The 20231-nt window shown below is 38.6% G+C and carries 25 protein-coding genes; all 25 read right to left on the reverse strand.

The features are described from left to right. Positions 1-158 precede the first annotated feature (158 nt). The 25 genes from rpsE to rpoB are packed head-to-tail and all read right to left on the reverse strand — an operon-like array spanning position 159 to position 20208. The gene (gene rpsE, locus PHO70_02930) at positions 159-641 is read right to left on the reverse strand and encodes a 30S ribosomal protein S5 (protein MDD5431923.1); all 483 of its coding nucleotides are present in this window, start codon (positions 639-641) and stop codon (positions 159-161) included. A gap of 20 nt (positions 642-661) precedes the next feature. After that, complete coding sequence (gene rplR / locus PHO70_02935; GenBank protein ID MDD5431924.1) at positions 662-1024, reverse strand: 50S ribosomal protein L18; 363 nt, start codon at positions 1022-1024, stop codon at positions 662-664. 26 nt (positions 1025-1050) lie between these two features. After that, positions 1051-1596, reverse strand: coding sequence for a 50S ribosomal protein L6 (gene rplF, locus PHO70_02940; GenBank protein MDD5431925.1), 546 nt, complete (start codon positions 1594-1596; stop codon positions 1051-1053). A 16-nt stretch (positions 1597-1612) separates the two neighbouring features. Beyond that, entirely contained in the window at positions 1613-2008 is a 396-nt protein-coding gene (rpsH, locus tag PHO70_02945) for a 30S ribosomal protein S8 (GenBank protein ID MDD5431926.1), read from the reverse strand. Between the two features lie 31 nt (positions 2009-2039). Next, positions 2040-2225 (reverse strand): type Z 30S ribosomal protein S14, encoded by a 186-nt coding sequence (locus PHO70_02950; protein MDD5431927.1) that lies wholly within the window; start codon positions 2223-2225, stop codon positions 2040-2042. Between the two features lie 6 nt (positions 2226-2231). Next, positions 2232-2783 carry a 50S ribosomal protein L5 gene (gene rplE / locus PHO70_02955; GenBank protein MDD5431928.1) on the reverse strand — a complete coding sequence of 184 codons (552 nt, stop codon included), beginning with the start codon at positions 2781-2783 and terminating at the stop codon, positions 2232-2234. Position 2784: 1 nt separating this feature from the next. After that, the gene (gene rplX / locus PHO70_02960; GenBank protein ID MDD5431929.1) at positions 2785-3096 is read right to left on the reverse strand and encodes a 50S ribosomal protein L24; all 312 of its coding nucleotides are present in this window, start codon (positions 3094-3096) and stop codon (positions 2785-2787) included. Next, positions 3096-3464 carry a 50S ribosomal protein L14 gene (gene rplN, locus PHO70_02965; GenBank protein ID MDD5431930.1) on the reverse strand — a complete coding sequence of 123 codons (369 nt, stop codon included), beginning with the start codon at positions 3462-3464 and terminating at the stop codon, positions 3096-3098. The genes rplX and rplN overlap by 1 nt, the downstream gene beginning before the upstream one ends. Beyond that, positions 3461-3739 (reverse strand): 30S ribosomal protein S17, encoded by a 279-nt coding sequence (gene rpsQ, locus PHO70_02970; GenBank protein MDD5431931.1) that lies wholly within the window; start codon positions 3737-3739, stop codon positions 3461-3463. Before rpsQ ends, rplN begins: the two co-directional genes overlap by 4 nt. A 4-nt stretch (positions 3740-3743) precedes the next feature. Further along, entirely contained in the window at positions 3744-3932 is a 189-nt protein-coding gene (gene rpmC / locus PHO70_02975) for a 50S ribosomal protein L29 (GenBank protein ID MDD5431932.1), read from the reverse strand. Between the two features lie 32 nt (positions 3933-3964). Continuing rightward, the gene (gene rplP, locus PHO70_02980) at positions 3965-4381 is read right to left on the reverse strand and encodes a 50S ribosomal protein L16 (GenBank protein ID MDD5431933.1); all 417 of its coding nucleotides are present in this window, start codon (positions 4379-4381) and stop codon (positions 3965-3967) included. Between the two features lie 19 nt (positions 4382-4400). Next, complete coding sequence (gene rpsC / locus PHO70_02985) at positions 4401-5087, reverse strand: 30S ribosomal protein S3 (GenBank protein MDD5431934.1); 687 nt, start codon at positions 5085-5087, stop codon at positions 4401-4403. 4 nt (positions 5088-5091) lie between these two features. Then, a complete protein-coding gene (rplV, locus tag PHO70_02990) occupies positions 5092-5430 on the reverse strand; it encodes a 50S ribosomal protein L22 (protein ID MDD5431935.1) in 339 nt (112 codons plus the stop codon). A 1-nt stretch (position 5431) separates the two neighbouring features. Beyond that, on the reverse strand, positions 5432-5719 hold the full coding sequence (gene rpsS / locus PHO70_02995) for a 30S ribosomal protein S19 (GenBank protein MDD5431936.1): 288 nt from the start codon (positions 5717-5719) through the stop codon (positions 5432-5434). Between the two features lie 2 nt (positions 5720-5721). Beyond that, a complete protein-coding gene (gene rplB, locus PHO70_03000; protein MDD5431937.1) occupies positions 5722-6555 on the reverse strand; it encodes a 50S ribosomal protein L2 in 834 nt (277 codons plus the stop codon). 17 nt (positions 6556-6572) lie between these two features. Next, on the reverse strand, positions 6573-6851 hold the full coding sequence (gene rplW / locus PHO70_03005; GenBank protein MDD5431938.1) for a 50S ribosomal protein L23: 279 nt from the start codon (positions 6849-6851) through the stop codon (positions 6573-6575). Continuing rightward, entirely contained in the window at positions 6848-7552 is a 705-nt protein-coding gene (rplD, locus tag PHO70_03010) for a 50S ribosomal protein L4 (protein ID MDD5431939.1), read from the reverse strand. The genes rplW and rplD overlap by 4 nt, the downstream gene beginning before the upstream one ends. Before the next feature lie 3 nt (positions 7553-7555). Continuing rightward, the gene (gene rplC, locus PHO70_03015; protein ID MDD5431940.1) at positions 7556-8191 is read right to left on the reverse strand and encodes a 50S ribosomal protein L3; all 636 of its coding nucleotides are present in this window, start codon (positions 8189-8191) and stop codon (positions 7556-7558) included. A 56-nt stretch (positions 8192-8247) separates the two neighbouring features. Beyond that, entirely contained in the window at positions 8248-8547 is a 300-nt protein-coding gene (gene rpsJ, locus PHO70_03020; GenBank protein MDD5431941.1) for a 30S ribosomal protein S10, read from the reverse strand. A gap of 15 nt (positions 8548-8562) precedes the next feature. Beyond that, positions 8563-9765, reverse strand: a complete 1203-nt coding sequence (gene tuf / locus PHO70_03025) for an elongation factor Tu (protein MDD5431942.1) — start codon at positions 9763-9765, stop codon at positions 8563-8565. Positions 9766-9789: 24 nt separating this feature from the next. Further along, on the reverse strand, positions 9790-11883 hold the full coding sequence (fusA, locus tag PHO70_03030; protein ID MDD5431943.1) for an elongation factor G: 2094 nt from the start codon (positions 11881-11883) through the stop codon (positions 9790-9792). Positions 11884-11886: 3 nt separating this feature from the next. Further along, positions 11887-12357: a 30S ribosomal protein S7 gene (gene rpsG, locus PHO70_03035; protein ID MDD5431944.1), complete on the reverse strand. Its 471-nt coding sequence runs from the start codon at positions 12355-12357 to the stop codon at positions 11887-11889. Between the two features lie 16 nt (positions 12358-12373). Next, a complete protein-coding gene (rpsL, locus tag PHO70_03040; protein ID MDD5431945.1) occupies positions 12374-12748 on the reverse strand; it encodes a 30S ribosomal protein S12 in 375 nt (124 codons plus the stop codon). Positions 12749-12751: 3 nt separating this feature from the next. Next, a complete protein-coding gene (gene rpoC, locus PHO70_03045) occupies positions 12752-16804 on the reverse strand; it encodes a DNA-directed RNA polymerase subunit beta' (GenBank protein ID MDD5431946.1) in 4053 nt (1350 codons plus the stop codon). Continuing rightward, positions 16804-20208, reverse strand: coding sequence for a DNA-directed RNA polymerase subunit beta (gene rpoB / locus PHO70_03050; protein ID MDD5431947.1), 3405 nt, complete (start codon positions 20206-20208; stop codon positions 16804-16806). Before rpoB ends, rpoC begins: the two co-directional genes overlap by 1 nt. Positions 20209-20231 lie beyond the last annotated feature (23 nt).

Consider the following 20231-nt stretch of genomic DNA (forward strand, 5'->3'; position numbering starts at 1 on the left):
GTAACAGTGCTTGCCTGAACCTTTTTTCTCGCCGGACGGGTTTTTTTGGCAACAGGTTTGGTTTCTTTAACTTCTGTTTTATGAGTTTTTACTTTTCCTTTTGATTTTTCTATTTTCTCTTTTTTGATTTTCTTTTCCATTTTAAATATTCCTATTGATTATTTTTCTGCTGGATTAGCAACAGGTTCCTTTACGATCAAATTCTGTAACCCGTCAACAGTAGCTTTGATGACATTGATAGGATTGTTTGATTTAAGGCATTTTGTCAATATATCCTTTATACCTGCAGCTTCGCATATAGCTCTTACTGGACCTGCAGCAATAACTCCGGTTCCTTCAGAAGCAGGCTTAAGAAGGACTTTTGCAGCGCCATATTCACCGATAATTTGATGAGGGATCGTGGAGCCTTCCATTGGCACCTTAAATAAGCTCTTTTTCGCTTTTGTTAAAGATTTGCGTATCGCATCTGCAACTTCATTTGCTTTATCTAATGCAAAACCAACTCTTCCTTTCGTGTCTCCTACAACTACCAGAGCGCTAAAGTGTAGTTTTTTACCACCCTTAGTAACCTTAGTTACCCTGTTTATGGTAATAATTTTTTCTACCAATTCAGCATGTTGATCAATATTTAATTCTCGCATTTTTTACTTGGCTCCTCTAATTAGAATTCTAATCCGCCTTTTCTTAAGGCTTCTGCAAATGCTTTTACTCTGCCATGATATAAATACCCTGCACGGTCAAAGATAATCTTACTAATCCCTTTTTGTTTAGCTTTTTGAGCAAATAACTCGCCTAAGAATTGAGCAGCTTTTATATTTCCGCAGGTAGCAAGCTTTTGCTTGATTTCTTTGTTATTTCCTGATAAAGAGAATATGGTTTTTTTATTAGCATCATCAACTACTTGAGCAGAAAAATTGTTCAAACTCCGGTGTATAACTAATCTTGGCTTTTCAATGGTGCCAAACATTCTTACCTTGATGCGATGGTGCCTTTTTAATCTTGATAGCTCTTTTTTATTTTTCATTTTAATTACCTAAATTTTAGTTTAAGTTACTTGCTTGTTGCCTGTGCTTTTCCAATCTTTTTCTTAACGTGTTCACCAACAAATCGAATACCTTTTCCTTTATAGGGCTCAGGAGGATAAAATGCGCGAATCTCAGTAGAAATCTCTCCAACTAATTCTTTATCGATTCCCCTTATGACAATTTGAGTTGGTTTTGGTGTTTCAATTTTTATCCCAGCAGGTATCTCCATTATGACTGGATGGGAATAACCTAATGCCATGTTAAGCTTGTTGCCTTGAACAGCGGCTTTAAACCCGACTCCGATAATTTCCAATTCTTTTGTATAGCCTTCCATTGCCCCTTTAATCATGTTTACAATAAGTGCGCGATAAAGGCCATGCAAGGATTTATCTGTTTTGATGTCCGATGCCCTTTTTACAAGTAATTGCCCGTCTTTTGATTCTATCGTAATCCTCGGATGGATCGTCCTGCTGATTTTTCCTTTAGGGCCTTCAATAAAGATTTCCTTATCTTTAATCTCAACTTTTATTTCTTTTGGTACTACTATTGGTTTTTTTCCTATTCTAGACATTTTAGTATAATTAGTTTTACCAGATATAACCGATAATTTCTCCACCGACTCCCAATTCTCGGGCTTTTTGATCAGTAATAACACCCTTGGAAGTTGAAATAATTGCAAGTCCTCTGCCTCTTAAAACAGACGGAACCTTATTGTTTCTAACATAAATACGAATACCGGGCTTGGAGATTCTCTTGATATTTTTAATAGCGCTTTTACCAGCAATGTATTTAAGATAAACACGGATCATGCCTTGTTTCTTGTCTTCAATAAGCTTAAAATTCTCAATATATCCGTCTTGTTTTAAAATACCCAAAATTGATTTTAAGGTATTTGAAGCTGGCATATCTGCAGTTTCTTTTTTTGCCATTATGGCGTTTCTGATAATAGTAAACGCATCGGCAATTAAATCAGTTCTTGACATTTGTCTCCTTCTTTTCGATTTTCTTAATTAATTACCAGCTGGCTTTTTTAATACCAGGTATTAAACCTTGCCATGCCAACTCTCTGAAGCAAATTCGGCAAAGCTGGAAACGCCTTAAATAACCGCCTGACCTTCCGCAGATCTGGCATCTGTTGTGTGCACGCGTAGAAAACTTAGGTGCTCTTTTCCATCTTGCTATTTGTGAATTTTTAGCCATTCTTTATTAATCCTTAGTTTTAAAAGGTATACCGAATAACTTTAATAGTTCTTTTGCCTGTTCTTTGTTTTTAGCGTTCTTGATTACAAAAGTAATATCCATGCCTTGTGCGCGGCTAATTTTATCGTAGTCAATCTCAGGGAAAATTCCCTGTTCGCTCAATCCTAAGGTATAATTTCCGGCTTTATCAAAAGATTCAGCAGGAACTCCTCTAAAATCGCGAATACGAGGAAGTGCGATATTTATAAGCCTATCCATAAACTCGTACATCATTGCGCGCCTTAATGTAACTTTGCAGCCTACAGGCTGGCCTTGTTTAATCTTAAAATTAGATATGGCTTTTTTTGCTCTTCTAATAATAGGCTTTTGTCCTGTAATAACACCTAATTCTTCCATTGCTCTATCAAGTATCTTGATGTCTTGAATTGCTTCTCCAACACCCATATTTACCACAATTTTATCAAGCTTTGGGCAAGCAAGCTTATTTTTTAAATTAAAGGTCTTCATTAATTCAACACTTACTTCAGTCCTGTATTTTTCTAATAATCTTGGCACCATTTTATAATACCCCTTTACAAACTTTGCAAATCCGGGATTTAGTTCCGTCTTTGTTGATTAACATGCCTACGCGCACACCCTTATTGCATTCCTTGCAAACAACCATGAGGTTTGATACGCTAATCGGCTTTTCAATGGAAACTATGCCGCCTTTTTCCTCTTGCCTTGTTTGGCGCTTATGTTTTTTTACTAAATTGATTCCTTCAATTACGGCACGCTTAGTTTCAGAGATAACTTCTAAAACCTTGCCTTTTTTGCCTTTGTCTTTTCCTTTTGTTACTTCCACTATGTCGTTCTTTTTAATTTTTTGCATTAAATAACCTCTGGCGCTAAAGATATAATTTTACTGAAATTCTTTTCTCTTAATTCACGGGCAACCGGCCCAAAAACACGAGTCCCTCTTGGATTCTGCGCAGTATCAATAAAAACAATTGCATTCCTGTCAAATCTAAGCACTGATCCATCTGAACGCCTGATTGGATTTCTTGTCCTTACGATAACCCCTTTTGCTTTCTCGCCTTTTTTAATAGCGGCATTTGGAGCAGATTCTTTGATGTGCACATTAACCACATCACCAATTTCTGCTGTTGGGCAATTCTTTTTGCCGAGAACGCAAATAAGAGCGGCTTTCTTTGCTCCTGTGTTATCTGCTACATCTAAAATTGAACGTAACTGAATCATTTTATCTCCTCTTTAATTTCTATTTGAGGTGTTTTTACTTTTTCAATAACTGCTATAAGCCTAAAGCACTTTTCTTTAGACAAAGGCCTTGTTTCTTCAATCTTTACCTTATCGCCAATTTTAGCAACACCTTTTTCATCATGAGCCTTAAATTTTGTATATCTTTTCATGATTCTGCCGTATTTGGCGTGTTTGCTCATATGCATTATCTTGACAATAATGGTTTTCTGCATCTTGTTGCTTGTTACTGTTCCTATGTATGTTTTTCTGGCCATTTTATTATTCTTTCTTTGAGTTTAAAATTGTTTTAATCCGGGCAATATCCTTTTTTATAACGGAAAACATATGGGGCTTTTCAACTCTTCCACCGAAACGCGCGTCGTTAAGTTTAAACAAATCTTCCTTTAAGCTTTTTTCTTTTAGCAGTAATTCTTCTTTTGATAAATTTTGAAAGTCTTTTGGTTTCATTCTATTACTCCTCGAACGAGTCTAACTTAATATTACCTGTGAATCCTTGTAACAAATTTTGTCCTGCAAGGCAGCTTATATGCAGCTAAGCGGAAACACTGTTTAGCGTATTCCTCGGGGATGCCCCCTAACTCAAACAATATTCTTCCTCTCTTAATAACTGCAACCCAATGGTCAAGATCTCCCTTGCCTTTACCCATTCTAACTTCAGCCGGTTTCTTTGTAATTGATTTATCTGGGAAAACCCTGATCCAAAGTTTGCCACCTTTATGCAGCTGCCGAGCCAAGATAACACGCACGGCTTCAATTTGAGTATTCTTTATCCAGCCATTTTCCAATGTTTTTAGGCCATATTCACCAAAAGCAAGCTGGGCTCCGGTAGTTGCAACACCACGGCGATTCCCTTTTTGCAGCTTGCGATATTTAACCCTCTTTGGCATTAATACCATTTAAATTTCTCCCTCGTTTTTATGCTTTGGGTGTTTCTTCTTCAGCAGGCGCTTGCTGTACTGTTTCACTTCCTCTTTTTGTTAGTATATCGCCTTTATAAATCCATACTTTTACCCCGATAAGCCCGTAAGTTGTCAAGGCTTCGCAAAATCCATAGTCAATATCAGCACGCAATGTCTGTAATGGAACCTTTCCTTGTTTATAGGTTTCTGTACGAGACATTTCTGCCCCGTTAAGCCTCCCTGCGCAGCTTACCCTGATTCCTTTTACTCCCGCATTCATGGATTGCTCCATAGATCTTTTTACAGCCCTTCTAAACGCTACTCTCTTTTCCTGTTGAAATGCGATGTTTTCTGCGACTAATTGCGCGTTCCAAGCCGGATTTTTTACTTCTTCTATGTCAATTGCAACCTCTGTTTTTACCATTCCATTAAGATCGCTTCTCAATCGTTCAATATCTGCGCCATGGCGCCCTATTACAAGGCCAGGACGTGCAGTAACCAGCTTAATCTTGACTTTTTGAGCAAGCCTTTCAATGATAATATTAGCAATAGCAGCCTGTTTGAATTTCTTCTTAATGTATTTCCTTATTTCATAATCCTGGTGCACAAATTTCGGGAAATCCTTAAAGCTAGCAAACCAACGGCTATGCCACGTCCTGATGAAACCGACTCTTAATACAAATGGATGTACCTTTTGACCCATAGAATTATTCTCCTGACTTTAGATCTAACTCAATTCTTATATGTGAAGTTCTTTTTAAAATTGGGGCCGCTCTACCAAAGGCAGCTGCCTTAAATCTTTTCCACATTGGACCGGGATTACAAGTTATTTTAGAAACGTATAATTGGTCTGCGGTAAAACCTTTTACTTTAGCATTCGCGATAGCAGACCTTAATATTTTAATCAAGTATTCTTTCGGCCGTTTATTAAGATTTAAAAGTATATTCTCAGCTTCTACAGCATCTCTTCTACGGATTAAATCCATTACCTGGCAAACTTTTTTTGGTGCGAGTCTTAAGAATTTTCCTTCAGCTTTAGCAATCATTTTAAGTCTTCTCCGCAGCTTTCTTGGCTTTTACGCCGCCATGTTTCTTAAATATTCTAGAAGGTGCAAACTCTCCTAATTTATGCCCTACCATATTTTCGGTGATAAAAACCGGAATATGCTTTCTGCCGTCGTATACAGCAAAAGTTGTACCTACAAAATCAGGGATTATGGTTGAGCGCCTGGACCATGTTTTAATTGCCTGGCGGCCTCCCATACGTCGTGCAGCTTCCACTTTCTTTATTAATTTCTCTTCTACAAACGGGCCTTTTTTTAATGAACGTGGCATTTTTATTTCCTTCGCTTAAGTATAAATTTATCTGAATATATTGCTTTTCTTCTTGTTTTATAGCCTTTAGTTGGTACTCCCCAAGGAGTAACTGGATGCGGATTTCCTTGTCCAGATTTTCCTTCGCCACCGCCATGAGGGTGATCTACCGGGTTCATCGCAAGGCCTCTAACTGTAGGCCTTATACCTAACCATCTGGATCTACCTGCTTTTCCTTTAATAATAGCTTCGTGCTCAATGTTTCCAAGTTGACCTATAGTTGCACGGCAATCCAAACTTACGATTCTAACTTCACCAGAAGGCAAGCGAATGTGGGCGAAATTTTCTTCTTTAGCCATGATTTGAGCACTTGACCCCGCGCTTCTTACTATTTGGCCGCCCTTTCCTTTAAATAACTCTATATTATGCACAAGAGTTCCCGATGGAATATGCCTTAAAAGAAGAGCATTTCCGGCTTTTATATCAATATCCTTCTTATCAGAAGATACAATTTCATCTCCAACTTTTAATTCTGCCGGAGCTAAAATATATTTTTTTATTTTATTGTTATACTCAAGCAAAGCAATTCTTGCGGAACGGTTAGGATCATATTCAATTGCAATTACTTTTGCTGGCATATCTAATAAATCTCTCTTAAAATCAATCAAGCGTAACATCCTTTTATGCCCGCCACCCTGATGTCTTACTGTAAGCCGGCCATATGAATTTCTTCCGCCTGTTTTTTTAAGAGGCACAATCAATGATTTCTCAGGCTTAGTTTTAGTGATTTCAGAGAAATCATAACCGCTCATATGCCTTCTTGATGGTGTTGTTGGTTTGAATTTAATTATTCCCATTTTTAGTTTTCCTTAAACTATACGGCAGTGTCAATCTTCTGGCCGGTTTTTAACGTTACTATAGCTTTTTTTAAATCGGGTGTCTTTCCTAATTGGTGCCTTACCCTCTTTAGTTTTCCGCTTGAAATTAAAACATTTACATGCTCAACTTTTACTTTATAAATCTGCTCAACTGCTTGTTTAATCTGGATTTTATTCGCGGCATTGTTTACTAAAAACAGATACCTGCCAGATGGCTCAAAAGCCGTTGATTTTTCCGTTCTCATTAATGATTTTATAATGTCTTGCGCAATCATTTTTTATCCTTATTAGATGCCTTGGCTGTTTTAACTACCTTTTCTGATTTGCCCTCTCGGTTTAACCGGTTGGTTATTTCCTTAAGAGCATCTTTTGTGACAATCAATTTTGTATGTGACATTACTTCGTAAGTATGGGTATTCTTTGCTAAATTAAAATCAATAAACCCGATATTTCTTAATGAAAGCAATGTTGAATCGTCTATTTTATCAAGCAAAACTAACGCTGTAAAAGACTTTTTTTCTTTCCTGGGGAGAATCTTTAAATTGCTAAGGACTTTAACTGCGTCTTTTGTTTTTGCTTTATTAATTTTCAATTCATCAAGAATAATTATGTTATTATCAATGAGCTTAGCATTAAGAGAAGATTTTAATGCGACGTTTTTAATTTTTTCCGGAAGGTTATAAGAAAAATCTTTCGGATGAGGCCCAAACACAACGCCACCGTGCCTCCACAGAGGAGAACGTGTTGAACCTACTCTTGCCCGGCCAGTGCCCTTTTGTTTCCAAGGTTTGCGTCCGCCTCCGGAAACCTCGCCTCTGGTTTTTGTTGAAGCAAGGCCCCTTCTTTTATTAGCAAGGTGCGCATTAACTGCCTGATAAATAGCTTCTTTATTTACTATGCCGTCAAATAATTTGCTATTTAACTCTACTTTGTCTATTTCTTTTCCTTCATTGTTATATATAGGTAAACTTGTCATTTTTTACTTGCCCTTAACCTGCTTGGGTGCGCCTTTCTTTTTTGCTTTTTTAATAATAACTAAACAATTCTTGTGCCCTGGGATAGCCCCTTTTACCAACAGTATGTTATTTTCAATATCAGTTTTCATTACCTTTAAATTTTGTAAAGTTACTCTGATATTGCCCATGTGTCCTGGCATATGATGGCCCTTCCATACGCGGCCAGGTGTAGTTGTTGAACCAATTGAACCAACCCTGCGGTGTGAAGTAGAACCGTGTGTCTGTGGCCCACCCTTCCAATTCCAGCGTTTCATGCCGCCTTGGAAACCCTTTCCGAGCGAAGTTCCAGTAACATCAACAAAATCTCCGGCTTTAAATAAATCCACCTTGATTTCTTCACCAACTTTATATTCTTTTCCGGATTCTTTCGTTACTTCTCTGATAATTTTACGAGGAGCTACGTTAACTTTTTTAAATAATCCTAAGACTGGTTTTTTCAAGCTTTTTTCTTTTGCTAACTCAAAACCGATCTGGACGTTCTTTTCTTTTACAGCTAAGATAGGGCATGGCCCTGCTTCAATAGCCGTAACAGCTACCTGCTCACCTTTATCAGTGAACATTTGCGTCATTCCAATTTTTTTTCCGATTATACCTATCATTTTATAGTCAATATTTAGCTTATCAAAAAAAGCCTGCTTTAATTAATAAGCGCTTTTTATTTTATTTCAACATCTACACCAGCAGGCAAATTCAGTTTTCTTAGCGAATCAATTGTCTTGGATGTCGGTTCGAAAATATCGATAAGGCGTTTGTGGATGGAGAGCTCAAACTGTTCACGTGACTTCTTATCAATAACCGGGGAACGCAAGACCGTGTAGATTTCTCTTTTTGTTGGTAAAGGCACCGGCCCGTGAATACTTGCGCCGGTGCGCCTTACGGTTTCTACTATTTCCTCTACCGCCTGATCCAAGAGACGGTGATCATACGCTTTTAGTTTAATTCTTATCTTTTGCATAGTTGTTTTAAGCTTTTAAGCAATTACCTCGGTAACAACACCTGCTCCTACCGTATGTCCACCTTCACGGATTGCAAAACGAGATTCTTTTTCCATAGCAATTGGTGTTATCAATTCAACTTCACAAGCAACATTATCACCGGGCATAACCATTTCTACTCCAGTAGGAAGTGTTACCGCTCCGGTAACATCTGTAGTACGGAAATAGAACTGAGGCCTGTAACCTTTAAAGAATGGTGTATGCCTTCCACCTTCTTCTTTTGTTAAAACGTAAACTTGAGCTTTGAATTTAGTATGTGGTGTAATTGATTTTGGAGCAGCAATAACCATACCACGCTCAATATCTTTCTTATCAATACCTCTTAAAAGAAGACCAACGTTATCTCCTGCATGGCCTTCATCAAGAAGCTTTCTAAACATTTCGATACCAGTTACTACTGTTTTCTTTACTTCTGGCCTTAACCCTACTATTTCAACTTCTTCACTAAGTTTTACTTTACCACGTTCGATTCTACCAGTTCCAACTGTCCCTCTACCTTCAATGCTAAAGACGTCTTCAACAGCCATAAGTAAAGGCTTATCAAGTTCTCTGGTTGGAAGTGGAATGAAGTCGTCGCAAGCTTTCATTAACTCTAAGATACATTTTGCATCTTCGCCGTTTGCATCCGAGGCGCCTAAAGCTTTTGAAGCGCTTCCTCTTACGATTGGAGTTTTATCTCCAGGATAACCATATTTGGTGAGTAAATCCCTTACTTCCATTTCAACTAAATCTAAAAGTTCCTTATCGGTAACTAAATCGCATTTGTTTAAAAAGACTACCATTGAAGGAACGTTTACCTGTCTTGCTAAGAGAATATGTTCTCTTGTTTGAGGCATAGGGCCATCAGCAGCAGAAACTACTAAGATAGCGCCGTCCATCTGAGCTGCACCGGTAATCATGTTTTTAATATAGTCTGCGTGTCCAGGGCAATCAATATGAGCATAATGACGAGCATCCGTTTCGTATTCAACGTGAGCAACGGAAATTGTAACAACTTTTGTTTCGTCTCTAACTGTACCACCCTTTGCGATATCAGCATAATTTCTTTCAGTGGCTTTTCCTAACTTAGCCAAAACGTGTGTAATAGCTGCAGTTAAAGTTGTCTTACCATGATCGATGTGACCAATGGTCCCGATATTTACGTGTGGTTTACTTCTAACAAACTTTTCTTTAGCCATTTTAAAACACCTCCTGTTTAGAGTTTAAGTTGTTCTTTTCCCAGAAGTTGCAAAACCTGCAACAATTTTTTCCGATATATGTGAAGGCACTTCAGAATAAAACGAAGGCTCCATTGTATAGGATGCGCGGCCTTGTGTCAAGCTTCTTACTGATGTTGCGTAGTTAAATACTTCTGCTAGCGGAACATTAGCCCTTATTATACGCAAATTTAGCCTTTGTGCAAGAGAAACTATTTTTGCACGACGAGAACTTAAATCGCCGATAACCTGTCCCATGAATTCTTCGGGGACTACAACTTCCATATCCATGATAGGCTCGAGCAGGACTGGGCTTGCATGCCTTAATCCGTCGGAGAAACCAAGTGAGCCTGCCATCTGAAATGCTAATTCTGAAGAATCAACTTCATGAAACGATCCGTCTATTAAAGTTACTTTTACATCCGTTACAGGGTAACCTGCGATGACTCCATTTTTAGCAGCTCCCATAATTCCTTGTTTTACTGCAGGAATATATTCTCTTGGGATAGCACCGCTTTTTATTTTATCTTCAAAAGTTATTCCTGTACCCGGAACTTCTTGAGGTTCCATTTCTAAAACACAATGCCCGTATTGTCCGCGGCCACCGCTTTGTGAAATAAATTTTCCAACTGATTTTACTTTTTTAGTAAGAGTTTCTCTGTAGGCAACTTGAGGAGCGCCTACTCCTGCTTCAACATTAAATTCTCTTAAAATTCTATCAATGATAATTTCCAAATGCAACTGTCCCATCCCGGCTATCAAAGTCTGTCCTGTTTCCTGATTATAAGTAACGCGGAATGAAGGATCCTCATCTTCTAATTTATGTAATGCCATACCAAGTTTTTGCTGAGCATCTTTTGATTTTGGTTCAATTGCCTGCTGAATAACCGGCTCAGGAAAACGCATAGCTTCAAGTAAAATATGCATATCTTCATTGCACAATGTATCCCCGGTTTTTGTTTCTTTAAGGCCTACTGCTGCGGCAATCTCTCCAGTAGAAACACTCTCAACAATTTCCTGCCTATTAGCATGCATTTTTACAATTTTAGTAACACGTTCTCTTTCTCTTTTTGTGGCATTGTAAATATAAGTTCCTGACGAAAGTTTACCAGAATAAACTCTGATGTAATTTAGTTTTCCTACGAAAGGATCGGTTGCAACTTTAAAACAAAGAGCGCAAAAAGGCGCGTCATCAGAAACAGCAATCTCTTCAAATTCTCCTGTTTCAGGATTGGTTCCCTTTGCAGCAGGGACATCAACAGGAGAAGGAAGATAATCTTTTACAGCATCCAAAACCATCTGAACGCCTTTGTTTTTAAATGCAGTTCCGCAAAGAACCGCAATAAATTTATTTGCAATAACAGACCTTCTGATTGCATCTTTAAGTTCTTGATTTGAAATTGCTTTATTATGGAGATAATCATCCATAATTTTATCGTCGGCTTCAGCTAATTTCTCAATCAAGATAGCCCTGTATTTCTCTACTTCTGGCATTAAATCTGCGGGAACATCCTTAACTTCAAATTCTTTTCCCAGATCATCTTTATAAAGAGTTAATTTCTTTTCAACGAGATCAATAATTCCTTTAAAATCTGCTTCTTTGCCATAGGGAAGTTGGATAGCAGCGACATTGGCACCTAATTTCTTTGTCATCTGGTCAACTACGTCAAAGAAATTGCTTCCAGTCCTATCCATTTTATTTACGAAAGCAATTCTTGGGACATTATACCTGTCAGCTTGACGCCAGACAGTTTCAGACTGAGGTTCAACTCCGCCAACTGCACAAAAAACTACAACAGCCCCATCTAAAACCTTTAAAGACCTTTCAACTTCAACTGTAAAATCTACGTGGCCGGGAGTATCAATCAAATTAATGTGAATATCTTTCCATGTGCAGGTAGTTGCAGCAGCAGTAATCGTAATTCCTCGTTCCTGCTCTTGCACCATCCAGTCCATGGTAGCAGCTCCATCGTGGACTTCTCCGATTTTATAGGTTCTACCGGTATAAAAAAGGATGCGCTCGCTGGTTGTTGTTTTCCCAGCGTCGATGTGCGCGATAATCCCGATATTTCTAATTTTATCTAAAGGTATCTTTCTCATAGTTTACCAGCGGAAATGTGCAAACGCTTTGTTTGATTCTGCCATCTTATGTGTATCGTCTCTCTTTTTAATACATGAACCTTCGCCTTTGTAGGCTGAAATAATTTCTTCGGCAATCTTCTCACTCATTGTTTTGCCTTTTTTACTCTTAGCAAAATCTCTTATCCAACGCAATGCAATTGAAGTGCCACGTTCTTGACGCACTTCAATAGGAACCTGATAAGTTGCGCCACCTACCCTTCTGGGTTTTACTTCAAGCCTCGGACGGGCATTATCTAAAGCCTTATTAAATACTTTTAAGACGTCTTGATCATTAAGCTGTTTTTTAATAATATCAAATGATCCATAAACCATTTTTTCAGCTATTGCTTTTTTACCTTTAAGCATTACCATGTTGATGAATTTTGCAACAATCTTACTGTTGAACTTTGGGTCTGCTGTTATTTCTTTCTCTTGAGCTTTTCTTCTTCTCATTTGTAATTATTAACTCCTATTTCTTAGGCATTTTTGCGCCGTATTTAGAACGAGATTTTCTGCGCTGGTTAACACCGGCTGCATCAAGCGTACCTCTTACAATATGGTACCTGACGCCCGGTAAATCTTTTACACGTCCGCCTCTTACTAATACTATGGAATGCTCCTGAAGATTGTGCCCTTCTCCCGGAATATATGAAGTAACTTCTATGCCTGTGGTTAACCTTACCCTTGCGATTTTTCTTAATGCTGAGTTAGGTTTCTTCGGTGTCATTGTACGAACCTGCAAACAAACCCCTTTTCTCTGAGGGCATGCTTTTAAAGCCGGTGATTTTGATTTCTTCTTTTTGGATATTCTTCCGTACCTAATTAATTGCGAAATTGTTGGCATAGATTATTCCTTTATCTTTTCAGTCTCTCTTACTTCTTCTTTCTTACTTACTTTTTCTTCAGCAGTTTTTACTAATTCAATTTGGCGATGATCACTAAAACCTGTTCCAGCCGGAATAAGATGGCCTACAATAACATTTTCTTTAAGCCCAAAAAGTTCGTCTCTCTTTCCGGATGCAGCAGCTTCGGTAAGCACTCTTGTAGATTCCTGGAAACTTGCAGCAGAAATAAAGCTTTCTGTGGTAATAGAAGCTTTCGTAACACCAAGCAGTAATGGCGTGGCCTGTGCAGGCTTTCCTTCTTTTTTAATGATTTTGGCGTTTTCTTTATGGAATTTCCATTTATCAACTTGTTGAGTCGCCAAAAATTCGGTATCTCCCGGATCTTCAATTCTAACTTTTTTAAGCATCTGCCTGATGATAACTTCAATATGCTTATCATTGATCCTGACGCCTTGCAGACGATAAACTTCCTGTATTTCGTTAACCAGATATTCTTGCAAGACTTTGTCTCCGCAGACTCTTAAGATATCCTGTAAAACTACAGGCCCGTCAGTAAGCTGTTGGCCGGCATCAACTTTATCACCTTTATAAACATTAGGATGCTTTCCATGAGGAATTACGTATTCTCTCTGCATCCCTGTGATGGACTTTACAATAATTACTCTCTGGCCTTTTTTAGTTTCACCAAATTCAACAAAACCGTCAATTTCACTGATTACTGCGGGATCCTTAGGCCTTCTTGCTTCAAATAATTCTGCTACTCGGGGAAGACCACCTGTAATATCCCTTGTTTTAACGACGAGTCTTGGGATTTTAGCAAGGAGTTCTCCACCGTCAACTTTCTGCCCATCTTTAACCAAAATATGGGCTCCTATAGGAATAGGATAAATTCCTGAAACAGATTTAGATTCATCTAAAACAACAATTTGAGGATGAAATTCCTGTTTATGCTCAACGACAACGCGCTCAACCAATTTTGTAACAGGATTAAGCTCTTCTCTTACTGTTATGCCTTCGCGTAAATCTTCAAATTTAACTTCACCGGGAACTTCAGTAAGGATTGGAATAGTGTAGGGATCCCAACGTACAAATGCTATTCCCTTTGTGACCTCTGCGCCATCATCAATGCTGATAAATGCGCCCTGAGGAACAGCATATCTTTCAAGTTCTCTTCCTTGTTTATCATTAATACTTACTGCGCCGTTTCTATTTAAAACAACATTTTCTTTATTTCTTGTGGTTGATCTTACGCTATGGTATTTAACAATACCTTTATTCTTGGATTTAAAGAATGACTGCTCAACTGTCCTAGAAGCAGTTCCACCGATATGGAATGTTCTCATTGTTAGCTGGGTACCAGGTTCACCGATACTCTGCGCGGCAATTACGCCAACTGCTTCGCCCAGCTCAACGATTCTCCCGGAAGCAAGATTCCTACCGTAGCATTTTGTGCAAACTCCTCGCCCCGATTCGCAGGTTAATACGCTTCTGATACGTATCCTTTCAATCCCTAATTTTTCTATCATATCAGCTTTTTCTTCGCTGATATCGCTGCCAGCTTCAACAATAACTTCGTCGGTTATAATATCTACTATGTTATCCAAAGCAACTCTTCCAACAATACGGTCCTTAAGGCTAACAACAACTTCGTCACCTTCAATAATTGCAGCGACAGTAATTCCGTTAAGAGTGCCGCAATCTAGTTCATTAACAATTACTTCCTGGGCGACATCTACAAGCCTTCTGGTTAAGTAACCAGCGTCAGCTGTTTTAAGCGCTGTATCTGCCAAACCTTTACGTGCACCGTGTGTTGAAATAAAATATTCCAAAACATTAAGGCCTTCCCTAAAATTTGCTGTAATAGGGCTTTCAATAATTTCACCTGATGGCTTTGCCATAAGTCCACGCATACCTGCAAGCTGCCTTACCTGAAGCCTAGACCCGCGGGCACCTGAATCTGCCATCATAAATATAGGATTAAAAGACTCCATGCCTTTAAATAAAAGGTCTGATATCTTATCGGTTGCATGTGTCCAAATGTCGATAACCTTACTTTTTCTTTCGCTATCGGTAATAATACCTTTGCGATATTGATCTTCAACTTTGGAGACCTCTTCTTTAGATTCTTTCAATACATCTTTTTTCTCTACGGGAATCTGCATATCGTCAATGCCGATTGAAATTCCGCCTTTTGTCGCGAAGTCAAAACCAAGCCTCTTAATATCATCAAGAAGATTAACGGTAACCTGATTACCAAATCTCTTGTAACATTCGCCGACAACTTCTCCAACCTTGCTTTTATTTAATTCTTTATTTACATAACCAAAATCCTTAGGAAGAAGTAAATTGAACAAAACCCGGCCAACTGTAGTTGTAACCAGCTGGTTTCCGACGATATTCTTCTTTTCTTCTACATCCCAAAGATTATTAATTCTTAATTTAATGCGAGCATGTAAATCAACTGCCCCATCTTCATAGGCAACTAGAACTTCATCGGTATTTGCAAAAATCTTATCTTCTCCGAGAGCTCCGGGTTTTTCTTTAGATAAATATGCTGTTCCTAAAATTATGTCTTGAGTTGGGGTAATAATTGGACGTCCATCTGCGGGAGAAAAAACATTATTAATAGAAAGCATTAGAATCTTTGATTCTAACTGAGATTCTAATGATAAAGGAACATGCACTGCCATCTGGTCTCCATCAAAGTCAGCGTTAAAAGCAGTACAAACTAATGGATGGATTTTAATCGATTTTCCTTCTATTAAAACAGGCTGAAAAGCCTGAACGCCTAAACGGTGAAGTGTAGGAGCACGGTTCAAAAGCACAGGATGATCTTTGATTACTTCGTCAAGGATATCCCAAACTTCAATCTTGCCACGTTCAACCATTCTACGTGCACCTTTAATAGTATGCACAAAACCTTTTTCTCTTAATTTTTTGATGATAAACGGCTGGAATAACTCCAGTGCCATTTGTTTTGGTAAGCCGCATTCGTGCAGTTTTAGCTCAGGGCCAACGACGATAACTGAACGGCCAGAGTAATCAACGCGCTTTCCTAAAAGATTCTGCCTAAACCGGCCTTGTTTTCCTTTAAGCATATCGGAAAGTGACTTTAAAGGACGGCTATTTGCTCCGATTACTGCTTTTCCATGCCTGCCGTTATCTAAAAGTGCGTCAACTGCTTCCTGAAGCATACGTTTCTCATTGCGGATGATGATTTCAGGAGCATTTAAATCAATTAATTTCTTTAAGCGGTTGTTTCTATTGATTACTCTTCTATATAAATCATTGAGGTCGGATGTAGCAAATCTACCGCCATCTAAAGGGACTAAAGGCCTTAAATCCGGAGGAATTACAGGAAGCATTTCTAAAATCATCCAGTCTGCTTTATTGCCGGATTTCTTAAAGTCTTCAATAATCCTTAATACCTTGAATCCTTTTTGATTGCTTATTGCTTCTTTTGATTTCTCAAGGTCGCGGCGGATCTTGCGGCAATGTGCGTCTAAATCCAATTCTTTCAAAAGGTCGCGTACTGCCTCAGCGCCAATCTTTGCTTTAAAATTATTGCCGTATTTTTCCAGGGCTTCTTGATATTTATCTTCGCTTAAAAGCTCTTTTTTCTTTAAAGGCGAGGTTCCCGGATCAACGACAACATATTCTTCATAATAGATAACTTTTTCTAAATCTCTAAGGCCGATGTCAAGAAGAGCTGATAAACGGCTGGGGACTGCCTTAAAAAACCATATGTGGGTTACAGGAGCTGCTAATTCAATATGGCCCATACGTTCGCGCCTAACTGAAGAACGGTCTACAGTAACCTGGCAGCGGTCGCAGGTAATACCTTTAAACTTTATTCCTTTATATTTTCCGCAGTTACATTCCCAATCACGGACAGGGCCGAAAATCTTTTCGCAGAACAACCCGTCTTTTTCTGGTTTAAGTGTGCGGTAATTGATGGTTTCAGCTTTTTTCACCTCACCTTTTGACCAGGACTTAATTATCTGAGGAGAAGCTATTTTTATACTTATACTATCAAATGTAATTATCTCATCCATTATTTTGCCTTTTCTGTTCTGATATCCAGGCCTAAGCCCTGAAGTTCTTTAATTAACACGTTAAATGACTCAGGAATACCGTGGGATAAGCGTTGTTCACCTTTAACGATTGCTTCATATATGCGGGTCCTTCCGGCAACGTCGTCGCTTTTTACAGTAAGCATTTCCTGTAATGTAAAAGCAGCTCCGTATGCCTCAAGCGCCCAAACTTCCATTTCCCCTAATCTCTGGCCACCGAATTGTGCTTTACCGCCTAATGGTTGCTGAGTTACTAAGGAATATGGTCCAATTGAACGAGCATGAATCTTTTCATCAACTAAATGTATAAGTTTCATAATATACACATATCCAACAGTAATTTTTTGATCAAACTGTCTTCCGGTATATCCGTCATAAAGATTGATTTTTCCATCTTCGGGAAGCCCTGCTTTCTTTAGCATTTCTTTTATTTCGCTTTCTCTTGCTCCGTCAAAGACAGGACAACTTACATGTAAACCCAACATTTTTGCAGCCCAACCAAGGTGGCATTCAAGAATCTGCCCTACATTCATACGTGAAGGAACGCCTAAGGGATTCAAGATTACATCAATAGGACGGCCATCTGGCATATAAGGCATATCTTCTTCGGGTAAAATGCGCGCCACAACACCTTTATTACCGTGACGGCCTGCTAATTTATCCCCTTCAGCAAGCTTACGCTTTGTTGCAATATACGCAACTACTCTTTTTAATACGCCTGCGGGTAATTCATCTCCACGCCTTACTTTCTCAATTTCCTGTTCTTCTTCAGCCAAAAGCTCCTGAATCTGCTCATCAAAAGAAGCAGATAGAATCTTTGCTTCCTCATTTTCTCCCAGATCCATCTTTTCAAGCTTTTTAGCGTCAACGCCGAGAATCTTGCTTAAGCGGGAAATCTTTTCAGTCTGAACAAATTCTATTTCTTGCTTATAATAAGCTTTTAATTCTTTAATCTTTGCTAATTCTTTAGTTTTCTCTTCTTTTGATTTTCTGCCGCGATCCTTACGGGAAAAGATATGCACATCAATGACAACACCTTCAACTCCGGGAGGAACAATCAAAGAAGTATCGCGTACATCTCCTGCTTTTTCCCCGAAGATTGCGCGTAAAAGCCTTTCTTCCGGAGAAGGTTCAGAATCTGTCTTTGGTGTAATTTTTCCTACAAGAATATCCCCCGGGCCTACTTCAGCTCCGATGCGGATAATCCCGTTTTCATCAAGATTCCTTAATGCATCTTCATTAACATTAGGGATGTCACGAGTAATTTCTTCATTTCCTAAACGAGTTTCTGTTGCTTCAATTTCAAATTCTTCAATATGTATAGAAGTAAAAGCATCTTCTCTAACTAACTTTTCATTGATAATTATAGCGTCTTCAAAATTGTAACCGCGCCATGGCATAAAGGCACAAAGTACATTAGTTCCCAGCGCAAGTTCGCCGTTATTTGTAGCAATACCATCAGCAATGATATCGCCTTTTTCAACATGATCGCCTACTTTTACTAAAGGCCGTTGATTTAAACAGGTATCAGCATTGGTACGTAAAAATTTCTTAAGATGGTAAATCTTTTTCCCGATAACAATAGTCGTAGAATCAACACTGGTAACCTTTCCTGAATCTTCTGCGACTACAACTGTGCCGGAATCACGGGCAACTTTTTCTTCCATAGCAGTGCCGACAATAGGTGGTTGCGGAATCATTAAAGGAACTGCCTGGCGTTGCATATTTGAACCCATCAAAGCACGGTTTGCGTCATCATGCTCTAAGAATGGTATTAAGGAAGCAGCGACTGAAACTAACTGCTTAGGAGAAACATCCATATACTGGACTTGTTTTCCAGGTACTTTAGGAAAATCATCTTTAAAACGGCAGCTAACACTTGACTCAGAAAAAGTTCCATCAGGGTCTAAAGGAACATTGGCCTGAGCAATTATCTTATCTTCTTCTATGTCTGCAGTTAAATAATCAATTTTTTTAGTAACCTTTCCATCTTCAGCTTTTCTATAAGGAGTTTCTAATAAACCAAGGGTATTTACTCTTGCATAGGTGCTTAAAGAAGCAATTAAACCGATATTCGGGCCTTCAGGAGTTTCAATGGGGCAAACCCTGCCATAATGCGAAGGATGGATATCTCTTACTTCAAAACCAGCTCTTTCGCGGGATAAACCACCGGGGCCTAAAGCACTCAACCTTCTCTTGTGGGTCATTTCAGCCAATGGGTTTACCTGATCCATAAACTGAGATAACTGGCTTCGTGCAAAGAAATCTCTAATCTGATTAGACAAAAGTTTGGAATTTACAAGATAGTGCACATTAAGATTCTCAACTTCACCAAGTATTCCTAATCTTTCTCTGATAGAACGTTCAACGCGCGACAAACCAATTCTAACCTGATTTTGAACCAACTCTCCAACTGTCTTAACACGGCGGTTTCCTAAATGGTCAATATCGTCAATTTTTCCAACATTATCTTTTAGCCTGATAAGATACTCAATAACTTTGATTACCGTCGCAGAATCAAGGATACGTTTTTCTAAGGAAACATCCATCCCTAGTTTTCTGTTAAGGATAAATCTTCCTGCACGCTCCAAATCGTATCTGCCCGGATCAAAGAATAATCTATAAAACAGGCCTTCTGCAGCTTCTTTTGTTACCGGCTCTGTTGGCCTCATTTTTCTATAAAAATCCAAATACGCTTCTTCTTTATTCTTGGTGGTATCTTTCTTTAAGGTGTTCGCAATCTCCGGATATTCCTTGCCAAAAGCATTAATTATTTCAGCATCCGTGGAAAATCCAAGGATTCTTAAAATTTGAGTCGCAGGAAAATTTCTGCGCCTGTCAACATAAGCAAGTATAGTCCCGGTTAAGTCATATTTAAATTCAAGCCAAGCTCCACGATAAGGGATAACCCTGCCGTAGAAAATCTTTTTGCCAGTAGGGTGCAATTCTTCTTCAAAAGAAACGCCCGGAGAGCGTTGTAACTGGCTTACTACTACTCGCTCATCACCATTGATAATGAAAGTTCCGGTTTCCGTCATTAATGGTATTTCGCCAAAATAAGCATCCTGCTCTTTAGTCTCAGAAGGAGTAGTTAGCCTGAACTTTACCTTAAGCGGAGAGGCAAAAGAAAGCCCTCTATTTTTAGATTCAGAAATTGTATATTTCGGCTTTCCTAACGAATAAGAAATAAACTCAAGCTTTACAGTACGGTCAGCATTCTCAATAGGCAGAATTTCTTCAAAAACTTCCTGTAAGCCAATACGTTTTCTTTGGTGCACAGGAACATCAAGTTGCAGAAATTCATGAAATGCCTCAAGCTGCACATCAAGCAGATTAGGCAAATCATAGACCTCTTTAATTTTTGCAAAATTCTTGCGTTTAATCATTTTCTAACCTATTCCTTAAGCTT

It is taken from the genome of Candidatus Omnitrophota bacterium (assembly GCA_028715415.1).
In the GTDB taxonomy this organism is placed as follows: domain Bacteria; phylum Omnitrophota; class Gorgyraeia; order Gygaellales; family Profunditerraquicolaceae; genus JAQURX01.